The organism is Stenotrophomonas sp. BIO128-Bstrain (genome assembly GCF_030128875.1).
In the GTDB taxonomy this organism is placed as follows: domain Bacteria; phylum Pseudomonadota; class Gammaproteobacteria; order Xanthomonadales; family Xanthomonadaceae; genus Stenotrophomonas; species Stenotrophomonas bentonitica_A.
The window spans coordinates 1,305,920-1,318,866 of record NZ_CP124620.1 but is presented as its reverse complement, the minus strand read 5'-3'; the positions used below and the strand labels follow the sequence as shown (position 1 = coordinate 1,318,866).

Here is a 12,947-nt window from a genome sequence, read left to right as displayed (position 1 = left end):
CGCGCAGTATATCGTCGCATGCGCTGTAGACCCAAACGCAGCGGGCCCGGCATTGCCGGGCCCGCGAGGGAATTACAGGAAGCGGTAATCGAACTCCAGCCACAGCTGGCGGCCGTAGGGGTCGTAGTTGCCGACCGGATAGAACGGCCAGCCGCCGCCGTTCTTGTCCGCCGGCGGGCGGCTGTCGCGCAGGTTGTTGACGATCAGGCCGAGCGTGGCGTTGTCGTTGAGCTTGCGATACAGGCTGGCGTTGTAGGTCATGTACGGCGCGATGCGACCACTGCCGTCGGTCTTCGGCAACGAGCCGTAACGCATGCCGTACAGGGTGGCGGTCCAGTCGTTGATCGCCCAGGTCACGCTGCCGTTGACCTTGCTGCGCCACTGGTAGGAATCCAGCGAGTTGCGCTGGTCCTGCACCTCATCGCCGGCGAACTGGCGGTAGCTGTGATCGATCACCAGCGAGTACGCCACGCGGGCGGAGAAACGACCATAGCGGCCCGCGTCCCAGCGCAGGGTCGACTTCAGGTCGATGCCGCGCACCGTTTCGGAGGCGGCGTTGATCGGGTTGATCAGCACGCGCACGACCTGGTTCGGCTGCACTGCCGCGTCGGCCGGATTGCGGATCACGCGACGCAGCGCGTCCTGGCATTGTGCCGAGCCGATGTCGCGCGCGTCCCCACCCACGGTCTGGCCGAGGCGGCAATCGGCTTCGTCCTTGAGGATGCGGGTGGCATCCAGGTTGGTGACCTCATCGTCGATGCGGATGTCGTAGTAATCCGCCGTGAAGTCCAGATTGGCCGACGGCGACCACACGAAGCCCAGTCCATACGATTTGGCGGTTTCCGGCTGCAGCTGCGGATTGGCACCACTGGTGTAATCGATCGCCAGGCCGCTGAAATCGCAGTCGTCATACGCCTGGCCGGCACTGCGGCAGCGCCAGTAATCGGTCATGCCGGGGTTGTAGCCGCGCGTTTCGGTGGCGAACACGTAGTTCATGTCCGGCGCACGGAAGCTGGTTGCTGCACTCGCGCGCAGCAGCAGCGTATCGAACGGACGGAACTCCAGACCGGTGCTCCAGGTGGCCTTGCCCAGATGATCGCCGGCAGCACGATACTGGTCGTATCGACCGGCCACGGTCGCGGTCAGGCGCTCCAGCAAAGGCAGCTGCAGCTCCACCCCGGCGGCATAGCGGTCACGCTCGCCACCGGCCGGAATGCCGGCATTGAGGTTCCAGAACACGCCCTGTCCCAAGGCCGGGTCGGGGCGGTTGCGGTAGCCCTGGCTGCCGGCTTCGACCACGGCGGCCAGCGCTGCACGGCCGCCGGGCAGATCGAACAGCTGGCCATTGACGCTGACGCTGGCGGTCTGCAGCCACGCAGCGTTGCGGCTCTCGTAGCGGTCCGACAGCCCCTCGTACTCGCCCGGGGTCAGCGGCTGGTACAGGCGCGACGGATCCGGCGCATACACTTCAACGCCATCGCGGGTGCCCAGTTGTGGGCCCAGCAGGTACGCATTGATGCCGACCAGCAGGCCCGGGCGCTGCGTCCTGTTCTCGTAGCGCGAGCGGCTGTAGGCCGCTTCGTAATCCCAGTCCGAGCCGCCGATGCTGCCACGGGCGCCGACGTTGAACGACCACGACTGCTCCAGGAAGCGGTTGGCATTGCGCTGCACGCCGCCGATCTCTTCGGGCGCGAAACGCCGGTACCAGCTTTCCAGCTGACCGCTGTTCTGGTTATAGAAGTAATTGCGCGAAGAGGTCCAGCTCGGTGCGCGGGTGTTGTTGTAGATGCGCGCAGTGCCGATCGCCGCATCGGCGAACAGTTCCTGACGGTCATTCAAGCGCCAGGTCACCGCGCTGTACGCATCGATGTTGCGCTTCTCGGTCTGCACGGTCCAGAACGTGGGTGCGGCTTCATTGCTGCCGCAGTACCAGCCCTGGCGGGGATTCTGCGCGCGGAAGACGCTGCCGCCGTACAACGTGCTGGCGGCATCGCAGCCATCGGCACCGGGATCGATGTAGTTGTTGGTGGAGGCGTTGCGGCGATACGCCACGGCCGTCGCGAGCGGCGCCACGCCGCGCGGATCGTCGGTGAGCGAATCCATGAAGTCGCGCTGCGAACCGTAGATCGCTTTGCGGTTGGCGATCTCCAGGCCGAAGATCGCGTCCCAGTTCTCACCCGAACCGCCACCGACCGCCTGCAGGCGCTGGTTGTCGCCGCCACCCTGTTCGGTGGTGCCGGCGCGGACATTGATCCCGACGCCGTCATAGGTTTTCTTCAGGATGATGTTGACCACGCCGGCGATCGCATCGGAGCCGTACACCGCCGAGGCGCCCCCGGCCAGCACTTCGATCCGGTCGATCAGCGCGCTGGGGATGTTGGCCAGGTTGACTACGTTGACCGAGCCTTCGTAGGCCAGCGGGTAGTCCGACTGCCGGCGGCCGTTGACCAGCACCAGGGTACGGTTGGGGCCGAGGCCGCGCAGGTTGATGGTGTTGGCAGCCGGGGTGAAGGTGTTGCCGAAATCCTCGCCCTGCACGTTGCCGGTATTCTCGGTCAGCGCGCTGAGCGCCTCGAACGCGCTGCGGTAGCCCTGCGCCTCGATCTGCTCCTGGGTGATCACGGTAACCGGGGATGGACCTTCCACGCTGGCGCGGGGGATGCGCGAGCCGGTGACGGTGACGGCCTCCAGCTGGGTGGGTGCATCGGCCGCGTGGACCAGCGATACCGCACCAAGCAAAGGCAACAACGACACAACCAGGGCCCGCCGACGCAGCGGGCGATACAGCACAGACATGCAGATTTCCGGTAAAGACGTACGTGCCGGCGGGGTCAGGCCCGTGCCGGAGCGTAGTGAGGGAGGGGCCGTGATTCTGCTGAACAGGCGGAAAAGGAGGAAATGACCGCCCGCGATATGCTTATCGATATTTCGCCTAAGCAACGAAAAACGGCGGCCCTGCGGCCGCCGTTTCCGTGACACGCCGTGCGCCCGGACTCAGGCGTCGGCAGGCAGCGCGCTCTGGCGGTTCACCAGCGCGCTGAAACGTGCCAGCGAGCTCAGGTGGTGGTGCACCAGCGCCAGCCAGCCACTGCGATGCCAGGCCACGACGGTGGCGTCCGGCAACGCGGCGAACTTTTCCACATCCACGACCTGGAAACCGTTGACCGACATCTGCCGGCCGTCAGCGAGGGTGACGTCGATGTTGCGGTCGATCAGCAGTTCGTTTTCGATCAGGGCAGCAGTGAAGCGGCGGGTCTGGTCATGCTCGCGGGTGTAATCGCCGCAGAAGCGCATGGCGTTGTCGACGATCTCGGTGGCCTTGCCATCCTGGAACAGCGGCACGCCGTCCTCGCTGTGGCCCTGGTTGACCTGCCTGGCGGCCGAATCCAGCGCGAGCACGTACTCGTCCTGATCACCGGCCTGCATGAACACGAACGGATAACGGCGCACGTAGGCCGGCACGTAGCTCTGCTCGTCCCACACGCCATCGGTGACGAACAGGTTGCGCTGTGCCAGGCCGACGGCGACCAGCGGCATCGCGTCCTTGCCGGTGAAAATGATCGGGTAATGCTGGGCCAGCGAACCGAATTCGCCGATCACGGCGGGGATCGCGTTGGTTTCCCCGGCAAAATGCGCGGTGTCCGGCACCAGGCGCCAGGCGGCGTGCAGATCCGAGCGCAGCGGAACGGGCGCCTGGTAGAACAGCGGACCGGTGGCCTGGGACGGCGCAGCGGCGGGCGGAGTCGTGGTTTCAGCAGTCATGGATTAAGTCGGATACGTCGCGCCAGTCAGCCCGGGCGCGAAAGCGGGAACCGCATTGAACGGCCACTATAACGTGCCACGTCCGTGGTTTTTGTTTCAATCGCGCTGGATTCCCTGCGCCGCGCGATCGTCCGGTGATTCCACGGTAGCCCGGCACTGCCTCTGATCGGCGATACAGGTGTCGTCCGGGGAAGCGAGATTCACGCCGCCAGGAGCAGGCCGGATCCAACACGGTGCGCAGGTGCGACGTTTTTACCCGGGCATGCGCAAGCCGATGCTGCGCGCCCTGCCCTGCACCGCCTCACAGCACACCGTCCAGCGGGCCGGCGGCACCGGTCAATACGGCGCAGGCGTGATCCTGCAGTTCCTCACCGCTGGCCTTGTTGCCCGCCGCAAGGTCCAACCGGGTGGCCAGCAACACGAAACCGGGCGCACCGGAGGGGCCCGTCTGCCCGGCGACCACCAGCGACCAGTTCCCGATATCGGCCGGATCGGCCAGATGGGCGGCCAGCAGACGCACCGGGTTCGCGGTGAGCTCGGCCCCGGGCAACTGGCGGGCGAGATAGGCATGCCCGCGCAACGGCTCCGGCAGCGGCTGCCAGCTGGCGCCGATGACCGGCTGCAGCCGGCGCAGCTGGGCCAGGACATCCGCGCGCAGGCAATCCACGTGGATGTGCAGTTGGTGCTGGGAGCGTCCATGGGGCGAATTCAGGGCCAGGCTGGCCACATCGCGCGGCAGTGCCATTCCGAGTGCCTGCTCGGTGTGGCTGCGCGCGTTCCACGCGGCGGCGAAGTAGTTGGGGGCACCGGCACGCAGCAGCGCCGGGCTTTCAATGCCCGAGATGCGGTCCAACGGCAGCACCAGGAACTGGTAGTGGCCGTGCGAATCCTTGAGCAGCACATCGCGCCGCTGCGCCTGGGGAGAAACGGCCAAACAGCTGCCGCGAGGGGCGGCCTCGCCGGCGCAGTCGCGCTGGATGATGCCCCACAGGGCGTCTGGATTGGCAGGCGGTCTGGCCGGCGGCCGGGGCGGCGTGGCGCAGGCTGCCAACAGCAGCACCGCACAGGGCAAGGACAATCGGGCGATCACGGACAAGCTCGGACAGGAATGCGGGCCCAGCCGGCCGTGCCGATGGGCGGGCGCGATTGTACCGCGCCGTTTCTGTCGCTTCCGTGTCAGTAGGTGCTGTACGGCACCTCGACCACCACCGGTGCGGCCGGTGCCGGCGGCTGCAGGGTGTAGCGATCCAGCGCGCCATTGTCATCGGCGAAGCGCTGTGACTGCACCTGCAGGCGGTACGTGGTGGTACCGAACTTGACGCTGCCGCCGCTGGCATCCAGCGCGGCACCGGCCGGCAGCAGCAGGCCGCCGAGGTCACTGTAACCGCCGCCTTCCTGCGAGAAGACATGGTCGACCAGGTCGCCCTCGCGCTTCATCGCAAACACATGCGGGTCGCCGTGGCGGCGGTTGTAGTCCTCGTTGCCGAGCAGATCGGCGATCCACACCCCGGGCAGCCGGTAGCTGGTTTCCAGGGCAATCGCATCGAGACGGTCACTGTCTACCACCAGGCAGCAGACCGCCTGCTTGTTTTCGCGGTCCAGGATCGCAAAGCGCTCGCCCTTGGCAACCTCGCGCGGCAGGATCGCAAACGGCTGGTTTCTCAGAACCGGTTCGGCGCCACTGGCCGAATGCAGGTTGCGCCAGCCACCGAATACCGGTGCGTCCGGCTCGGCCGCCACGGCGTTGCCGGCCATCGTCATTCCCAGTGTCACGATCAATGCGGCCGTGATCTTCCTGCTGTGCATGCGCTACTTCCGTTGGTTGACCTGTCGCGGCGACATCGCCGGACCTCACAAGACCGCGACACTATGCGCCAGCAGTGGGGCCGCGGGCAATCGGCGCCGCTCAGCCGATCACGATGTAGTCACTGACCAGCGTGATCCCGCGGTGCTCACCGCGCTCAAGCTGCACGTGGCGTCCACCGACCTGGTCGATGGCGATGCAGTCATCCACCTCCAGCAGGGCATCGGTATGCGGCTTGAACCAGCTGGCATCACGCAGGGCCTTGGCCTTGCGCTTGGCCGCCTCGGCATCCGTGGCGACCAGCAGCCGGTAATCATGCGCCTCGCCCAGCGCGCCGGCGGCATACCCGCCGAGATTGAGGAAGTAAAGGCGCGGCGCGCCCACGGCCGGGGCCGCGTCGCCGAAGCGCACCCGGTACGCCTCCACCCCATCCACCGCGAGCCAGCCATCGAGATGCAGCCCTTTCCGCTCACCGAACCAGTCCTGGCGCAGCTGCGGGTAGGCCTCTTCAATGGTATCGACGTTGGCGAAGGCCACGTCGTGGACCTCGATCCGGGCGCGGGCATGTCGCCCACCCAGCATGAACACGTGCAGCACCTGCGACTCCCGGCATGGCCGATCTGAGAGGCCGCCAGTGTAGCGCCGGTGGCCGTTGCGCCCTGCCCCATCAGCCGCGTGGGCTGCGTCCAACGGTCGCGGGGTGCCCACCACGCGCCGGTGCACACCGCAGTGGTATGGTCGGCGCCTGACCCCGCAGGAGCGACCCGATGGCATCCCTTTTCCGTTACCCCCTCGCCGCGATCACGCTCGCCGGCACCCTCTCGCTGGCCGCGTGCGTGAGCACGCCGGGCCCGGAGATCAAGGGTCCAGGCCTGTGCAAGGCCGATGCCCTGGGCTGGGCCATCGGCCAGCCGGCCGACGAGGCGAACATGCGCAAGCTGCTGGTGCAGAGCGGCGCCGGCCTGATCAACCCGATCGGCCCGGCCACGATCACCACCCGTGACCTGCGCCAGGATCGGCTGCGGGTGTTCATCGACAAGGACAACGTGATTACCGCCGTCCGCTGCGAATGAAGCCCCGCGGGTAGAGCCACCCCATGGGTGGCTGCCCTGAAACCTGCGATACGCCGGCACAGCCACCCATGGGGTGGCTCTACCGTGGCCTCACGCCGGTAACGCCGCTCAACGCTGAGCGGCTGCCTATTGGAAGATTGCCGGTAGTGCATATCCGCCATCGGCGCGGTTTGTGAGGCACTCCCCATCCCAGTCCGCCTGCTTCAGCCACTCAATGGCGTGGAGGAGAAAAGGGGAAATGTCGGGCGCGAGCAGGATCTTGGTGTCTTCATCCCTGCCAAAAACGATCATCTGCCCAACGCTACCGCTATGGTCTGGATCAAAATCCAGACCCATGTGATTCCCGCCGGCGTCACGGCTCAATGCAATCCAGTGCGGGTTGGTATACATGGGCTTGACGGCCCCCGGCGGTCGGGACGCCATGTTCCACGCAAATTCCTTGTTGAGCTCGTCCTCCTCAATACTCCGCCATCCATCCCAGGTAGATCGAATGCCTTGAGTGGACAACATCTGCATGCCGAACAGGACGCCAAACGCTGTTTGTCCATCATGGATTCTCAGCATGGCCTTGAGCAGCTCCGGAAGAGCCACTCCCAAATGGTGTTCGAGATCGATAAGCGCCTTCTCGCTGGCACCCGGTTGGAGTCCCATCTCGGCAAGGCAATCCTTCCGCGCGAGGATCGCCTTGATTTCGTTCCATGTTTCAGCCGCCTGATGCATGCGCACTGCCTTTCTCACGTTGGATCATTCCGCAGCCAACGCTAGATCCTTGTGGCTCCGCAGGAAATACAACAAATACGAATATGGCGCGACATTTTCGCGTCAGTGCATTCCACAGTCGCTCCAATGCCGGGTTCTGGGCGTCTGCCCGATGCCCGGGTTGAACGTATTGCTCGGATCCAGTTGCTGGTAGAACGCCGCCAGGGCCGGCTTGGCCGGGTACAGATGGCCCACGTTGTGTTCGGCCGGATACTCCGCGCCACGCGCGTCCAACAGCGCCCACATCGCGTGCTCGATGGCCAGCGGATCCTCGCCCTTGCGCACGATGTAGTCCTGATGGAACACATGGCACAGGAAATGCCCGTAATACAGCTTGCCGGCCAAGCGTGCGTCGAGTTCGGCCGGCAGGTGTTCCACCCACGCGCGGTCATCGCGCCGTAGTGCCACGTCCAGGGCCACGATGTCCTCGACCTCGCGCCGGTGCACCTCGCGATAACGCACGGCCGCGCCGGCCACCGCAAAGCGGTGCAGGAACGCCTTGCGCCCCTCCTCGGCCGTGCACTGGAAGAAGTCGCCCTCGCTGTCAGCGAAGTGAGTGCGCAGGAAGGTTTCGGCGGCGGCGGCATCCACCGCTGACACCTTGAGCAGCAGGTGGTGCTCGTAGCGGTCACGGAACTGGCCCATGCGCGCGGGCAGATGGCCCGGCAGGCAGCGCATCGCCCCCTGGATCACGCGGTCGGTGACCCCGCGCAGGCCAAGGCTTTCGAACCATCCATCGACGCGGCTTTTCAGCGCGAACGCCGCCGGCACCCTGGCCGTGCCGAAGCGATCGATGAGCAGGAAGGTGTCCTTGCCGTACCGTTCGCCGATGTCGTACGCCTCGCGGTGCAGGTACTCGCCCGAGATCGGCAGGCGCTCGAACGCGGTCAGCAGATGGCGGCGGATCGCGGTCAGATCCTCCATCGCATTGCTGCCGATGTAGAACACCTCGCCGGGCTCGCGCGCAAACGTATCCAGCCGCACCGCGAACACCGCCAGCTTGCCGGCCGAGCCGGAGGCTTCGTAGTGGCGCGAGGGATCGGCGTTGTAGCGGGCCGGCGTGGCTGCATCGACCTGGCGCACCTGCTCGGCATAGCGCGGGTCGGAGGCGGCGCGGTCGTTGCCATTGTCCACGTCGGCGGGCGCGTAGTCGCCGCCCTGCAGCCGCTCCAGGATCTGCTCGGCGGTATCGCCCAGCGCGATGCCGAGATGATTGACCAGCTGCAGCTTGCCGTTGGCATCGACCTGGGCGAACAACGCCAGTTCGGTATAGGCCGGGCCGCGTCGCACCAGCGAGCCGCCGGAGTTGTTGCAGACCCCGCCCAGCACCGAGGCACCGATGCACGACGAGCCGATCACCGAGTGCGGTTCGCGGCCCAGCGGCGCCAGCTCCTTTTCCAGCCGGTCCAGCGTCGCCCCGGGCAGGCAGACCACCTGGCGGCCCTCGTTGATCAGCTGCACACCGGTCAGGCGCAGCGTGTTGAGGATGACCACCGGTCGGTCATAGTCAGCACCATCCGGCGTGGAACCGCCGGTGAGGCCGGTGTTGGCCGCCTGCATGATCACGATCGCGTTGGCCGCCACGATGGCCTGCAGGGCGCGCCACTGTTCCAGCAGCGTGCCCGGGCGGACCACCGCCAGCACCGGGCCATCGCCGAAACGGTAGCCCTTGCGGAAGCGCCGGGTCGGCTTGTCGCCGCACAGCACGTGTGCGTCCCCGACGATCGCGCGCAGCTGCGCCAGCAGCGCTGCCGTGCCCTGGGATGCCGCGTTCATGGTGCGGCCGCGAGGCGACGCGTGGCGTCCACCAGCGAATCGCGGCTGATGTCGGCGATGGTCCTGGCGCCGGTGAGCGTCATCGCCACGCGCATTTCCTTGGCCATCAGGTCCAGCAGATTGGCCACGCCGGCCTCGCCCTGCGCGGCGAGCGCATAGACGAAGGCACGGCCGAGCAGCACGCTGTCGGCGCCGAGCGCGATCATGCGCACCACGTCCAGGCCGTTGCGGATGCCCGAATCGGCCAGGATCTTCAGCTCACCCTTGACTGCATCGGCGATCGCCGGCAACGCCCGCGCGGTGGACAGCACACCGTCCAGCTGGCGACCGCCGTGGTTGGAGACCACGATGCCGTCGGCCCCGAAGCGAACGGCGTCACGTGCATCGTCCGGATCAAGAATGCCCTTGATCACCATTGGTCCGCTCCAGAACTCGCGGATCCACTCCAGGTCTTTCCAGGAAATGGACGGATCGAAGTTGTTGCCCAGCCAGCCGATGTAATCGGCCAGGCCGGTCGGGCTGCCCCGATAGGTGGAGATGTTGCCCAGATCGTGCGGGCGGCCGAACAGGCCCACGTCCCATGCCCAGCGCGGGTGCGTCACCGCCTGCAGCATGCGCCGCGCCGGCGCGTTCGGGCCACTCATGCCCGAGTGCGCATCGCGGTAGCGCGCGCCCGGCGTGGGCATGTCCACCGTGAACACCAGCGTGGTCACGCCAGCCGCCTTGGCCCGCTCCAGCGCATTGCGCATGAAGCCGCGATCCTTGAGGACATACAGCTGGAACCACATCGGCCTATCGATGGCCGGGGCCACTTCCTCGATCGGGCAGACCGACACGGTGGACAGCGTGAACGGAATCCCCCGGCTCGCCGCCGCCCGCGCCGCCTGCACTTCACCGCGGCGCGCATACATGCCGGTCAGCCCGACCGGCGCCAGCGCCACCGGCATCGCCAGGCGCTCACCGAACAGCTCCGTTTCCAGGCTCAGATCGGACATGTTGCGCAGGATGCGCTGGCGCAGCGCGATCTCCGACAGGTCCGCGACGTTCCGCTTCAGGGTGTGCTCGGCATACGCGCCGCCATCGATGTAGTGGAACAGGAACGGCGGCAGGCGGCGTTGTGCCGCTGCGCGGTAGTCGGTGGAGGCGGAAATGATCATGGGTCAACCGTGGGAAGAAGGAAGCCGTGACGCACGTGCGCGCCGGGCCTCGTTGTCATCGAGCGTGCGCAGGGAGGTGTGCACGAATTCCAGGTGCGCGTGTGCGGCGGCACGCGCGCGTTCGGGGTCGCCGGCGAGCACGCCATCCATCATCTCGCGGTGCTGGACGGACAGCGGCTCGAAGGTGCGGGCGGAGGTATAGAGCTTCTCGCGGCTCTGCGAGATGTTGGTCTGCAGCAGCTCGAACAGGCCACGCATCACCTGCAGCAGCACCAGGTTGTGCGAGGCCTCGGCGATGGCCAGGTGGAAGGCCGCGTCGGCCTGTGCCTCGCCGGCCGGATCGTCCTTGCCATGCGCAGCCATCATGGTGTCGAAGGCCTGGCGGATCTTCGCGCGGTCTTCGTCGGTGGCGCGCAAGGCGGCGTGCCACGCAGTCGCCCCTTCCAGCGCGTGGCGGATTTCCAGCACGTCGAAGCGGTATTCCGGGTCGCCCTGGAACAGCGGCAGGTACGGCATCAACGGCTCATCGATGGCCTGCCGGGCACGGGCCGCCGGTTCGCTCACGTAGGTGCCGCCGCCGACCCGCGCGTTCAGCAGGCCCTGGCTGGCCAGCTGCGCGATCGCCTCGCGCAGCGCCGTGCGCGAGACCCCCAGCTGCACCGCCAGCGGTCGTTCGGCCGGCAGACGGTCACCCGGCTGCAGGTTCTGCTCACGTATCAGGCTGCGCAGCTGCGCGGCCACCTTGTCGGACAGGCGTTCGTTCTTCATGCCGCCATTGTCGCCCGCGTGGCGGGCGATGGGGTCGATGCCGGTGGCCGGACTGCCGCGCATGGGCTCAGGGAATCATCCAGGTCAGCCAGTACGCCTGCACCGTGGTGATGATGCCGACCATCACGGTGAAGATCAGGCTGTGCTTGACCGTGAAGCGGAACAGGTCCGATTCCTTGCCGGCCAGCCCGACCGCCGCGCAGGCAATCGCGATCGACTGCGGCGAGATCATCTTGCCGGTCACCCCGCCGGTGGTGTTGGCCGCGACCAGCAGCACCTGGGACACGCCGATCTGCTGGGCCGTGGTGGCCTGCAGGGCGGAGAACAGCGCATTGGAGGACGTATCCGAGCCGGTCAGGAACACGCCCAGCCAGCCGAGGAACGGCGAGAAGAAGGTGAAGGCCTTGCCGGTATGCGCCAGGGCCAGCGCCAGCGTGGCCGACAGGCCCGAGTAGTTGGCGATGAAGGCAAACGCCAGCACCATGCCGATGGAGTAGATCGGCACCTTGAGCTCCCGGGCGGTTTCGCCGAACGTGCGCAGCGCCGCGGCCGGGCGCATCTTCAGCAGCACGATCGCGATCACCGCGCCCAGCATGATCGCCGTGCCGGTGGCCGAGACCGCATCGAACGTGTAGACCGCCTCGTAGCCGGTCGGGACCGGCACGATCGGCGGCATTTTCAGCACCAGCTGATCCAGCGCCGGTACCGGAATCTTCAGCACCCAGTGCTCCAGCGCACCCCCGGTGGCGAACAGCGCCTTGAACGGCTTGATGCTCCAGATCGTGACCATCGCGGTCAGGATCAGGAACGGCGACCATGCCTTGACGATCTGGCCGGTGGAATAGCGCGGTGCCTCCAGTGCCTGGGCGGCAGCTTCTGCGCTGGTCTCGGTATCGAAGCGGAAGATGCGCACCGGCGTCCACTTGCGCAGGAACAGGGTCAGGCAGACCAGCGACGTCAGCGAGGCGGTGATGTCCGGCAGCTCCGGGCCGATGAAGTTGGAGGTCAGGTACTGGGCGATCGCGAACGAACCACCGGCCACCAGCACCGCTGGCCAGGTTTCCTTGATGCCGCGCCAGCCGTCCATGATCGCCATTATCCAGAACAGCACGATGACGGTCAGGAACGGCAGCTGGCGCCCGGCCATCTGCCCGATCTCGAATGCATCCAGCCCGGTCACCTGCCCGGCCACGATGAGCGGAATGCCCATCGCGCCGAAGGCCACCGGCGCGGTATTGACGATCAGGCACAGGCCGGCGGCATACAGCGGCTTGAAGCCCAGCCCGACCAGCAGCGCAGCGGTGATCGCCACCGGCGCTCCGAAGCCGGCCGCCCCTTCCAGGAACGCGCCAAACGCAAAGCCGACCATCAGCATCTGCAGGCGCTGGTCTTCGGTGACCGACAGGATCGACGCCCGGATGATGTCGAACTGTCCGGTCTTGACCGAGACCTTGTACAGGAACACCGCGCCCAGAATGATCCAGGCGATCGGCCACAAGCCGTAGACGAAGCCATAACCGGCTGCTGCCAGCGCCTGCGACAGGGGCATCCGATAGAACAGCAGGGCCACCGCCAACGCGATCACCACGGTGATCGTGCCGGCCAGCCAGCCCTTCATGCGCAACACGGCCAGGGCGACAAAGAAGAAGGCGATCGGCAGCAGCGCGATCAGGCTGGACAGCCAGAGGTTGCCAGCGGGGTCATACAGTTGTTGCCAGGCCTGCATCGGCGGATCTCATCAAGACGGACAGGGGTCCGCGCGGTCAGCACCGCGCGAGCCGAGAACGTCCAACAGCGATTATTGGTAGCACCAATAACCAAAACGCCTGTTGGAACTGCCCGCATTGA

11 protein-coding genes are annotated in these 12,947 nt (G+C 66.7%); 1 reads left to right on the top strand and 10 read right to left on the bottom strand.

What is annotated here, in order from left to right:
- Positions 1 to 72 precede the first annotated feature (72 nt).
- The 5 genes from POS15_RS05935 to POS15_RS05915 all read right to left on the bottom strand — a co-directional run bounded on the left by POS15_RS05935 (position 73) and on the right by POS15_RS05915 (position 6,163).
- Positions 73 to 2,796 carry a TonB-dependent receptor gene (locus POS15_RS05935; RefSeq protein WP_284129191.1) on the bottom strand — a complete coding sequence of 908 codons (2,724 nt, stop codon included), beginning with the start codon at positions 2,794 to 2,796 and terminating at the stop codon, positions 73 to 75.
- Between the two features lie 198 nt (positions 2,797 to 2,994).
- The gene (locus POS15_RS05930; RefSeq protein ID WP_046272573.1) at positions 2,995 to 3,762 is read right to left on the bottom strand and encodes a SapC family protein; all 768 of its coding nucleotides are present in this window, start codon (positions 3,760 to 3,762) and stop codon (positions 2,995 to 2,997) included.
- Between the two features lie 301 nt (positions 3,763 to 4,063).
- Positions 4,064 to 4,840: a CDP-diacylglycerol diphosphatase gene (locus POS15_RS05925; protein WP_080341474.1), complete on the bottom strand. Its 777-nt coding sequence runs from the start codon at positions 4,838 to 4,840 to the stop codon at positions 4,064 to 4,066.
- Between the two features lie 98 nt (positions 4,841 to 4,938).
- Complete coding sequence (locus POS15_RS05920) at positions 4,939 to 5,568, bottom strand: hypothetical protein (protein ID WP_019185086.1); 630 nt, start codon at positions 5,566 to 5,568, stop codon at positions 4,939 to 4,941.
- 100 nt (positions 5,569 to 5,668) lie between these two features.
- On the bottom strand, positions 5,669 to 6,163 hold the full coding sequence (locus tag POS15_RS05915; RefSeq protein ID WP_284129190.1) for a DUF1543 domain-containing protein: 495 nt from the start codon (positions 6,161 to 6,163) through the stop codon (positions 5,669 to 5,671).
- A 170-nt stretch (positions 6,164 to 6,333) separates the two neighbouring features.
- Between POS15_RS05915 and POS15_RS05910 the strand changes: the two genes are divergently transcribed.
- Positions 6,334 to 6,639, top strand: a complete 306-nt coding sequence (locus POS15_RS05910; protein ID WP_019185084.1) for a hypothetical protein — start codon at positions 6,334 to 6,336, stop codon at positions 6,637 to 6,639.
- Between the two features lie 126 nt (positions 6,640 to 6,765).
- Here the strand turns inward: POS15_RS05910 and POS15_RS05905 are convergent, their stop codons facing one another.
- The 5 genes from POS15_RS05905 to lldP form a co-directional block, all read right to left on the bottom strand.
- Positions 6,766 to 7,377 carry an SMI1/KNR4 family protein gene (locus tag POS15_RS05905; protein ID WP_284129189.1) on the bottom strand — a complete coding sequence of 204 codons (612 nt, stop codon included), beginning with the start codon at positions 7,375 to 7,377 and terminating at the stop codon, positions 6,766 to 6,768.
- A gap of 84 nt (positions 7,378 to 7,461) precedes the next feature.
- Complete coding sequence (gene dld, locus POS15_RS05900; RefSeq protein ID WP_284129188.1) at positions 7,462 to 9,174, bottom strand: D-lactate dehydrogenase; 1,713 nt, start codon at positions 9,172 to 9,174, stop codon at positions 7,462 to 7,464.
- Positions 9,171 to 10,331 (bottom strand): FMN-dependent L-lactate dehydrogenase LldD, encoded by a 1,161-nt coding sequence (gene lldD / locus POS15_RS05895; RefSeq protein ID WP_019185082.1) that lies wholly within the window; start codon positions 10,329 to 10,331, stop codon positions 9,171 to 9,173. The genes dld and lldD overlap by 4 nt, the downstream gene beginning before the upstream one ends.
- A 3-nt stretch (positions 10,332 to 10,334) precedes the next feature.
- On the bottom strand, positions 10,335 to 11,099 hold the full coding sequence (lldR, locus tag POS15_RS05890; RefSeq protein WP_026070079.1) for a transcriptional regulator LldR: 765 nt from the start codon (positions 11,097 to 11,099) through the stop codon (positions 10,335 to 10,337).
- A gap of 67 nt (positions 11,100 to 11,166) precedes the next feature.
- Positions 11,167 to 12,825, bottom strand: a complete 1,659-nt coding sequence (gene lldP / locus POS15_RS05885) for an L-lactate permease (protein WP_019185080.1) — start codon at positions 12,823 to 12,825, stop codon at positions 11,167 to 11,169.
- Positions 12,826 to 12,947: the final 122 nt, after the last annotated feature.

Coding starts and splice junctions, on each gene's coding strand:
- POS15_RS05935 (WP_284129191.1), bottom strand. CDS start 2,796: ATGTCTGTGCTGTATCGCCCGCTGCGTCGGCGGGCCCTGGTTGTGTCG.
- POS15_RS05930 (WP_046272573.1), bottom strand. CDS start 3,762: ATGACTGCTGAAACCACGACTCCGCCCGCCGCTGCGCCGTCCCAGGCC.
- POS15_RS05920 (WP_019185086.1), bottom strand. CDS start 5,568: ATGCACAGCAGGAAGATCACGGCCGCATTGATCGTGACACTGGGAATG.
- POS15_RS05910 (WP_019185084.1), top strand. CDS start 6,334: ATGGCATCCCTTTTCCGTTACCCCCTCGCCGCGATCACGCTCGCCGGC.
- dld (WP_284129188.1), bottom strand. CDS start 9,174: ATGAACGCGGCATCCCAGGGCACGGCAGCGCTGCTGGCGCAGCTGCGC.
- lldD (WP_019185082.1), bottom strand. CDS start 10,331: ATGATCATTTCCGCCTCCACCGACTACCGCGCAGCGGCACAACGCCGC.
- lldR (WP_026070079.1), bottom strand. CDS start 11,099: ATGAAGAACGAACGCCTGTCCGACAAGGTGGCCGCGCAGCTGCGCAGC.
- lldP (WP_019185080.1), bottom strand. CDS start 12,825: ATGCAGGCCTGGCAACAACTGTATGACCCCGCTGGCAACCTCTGGCTG.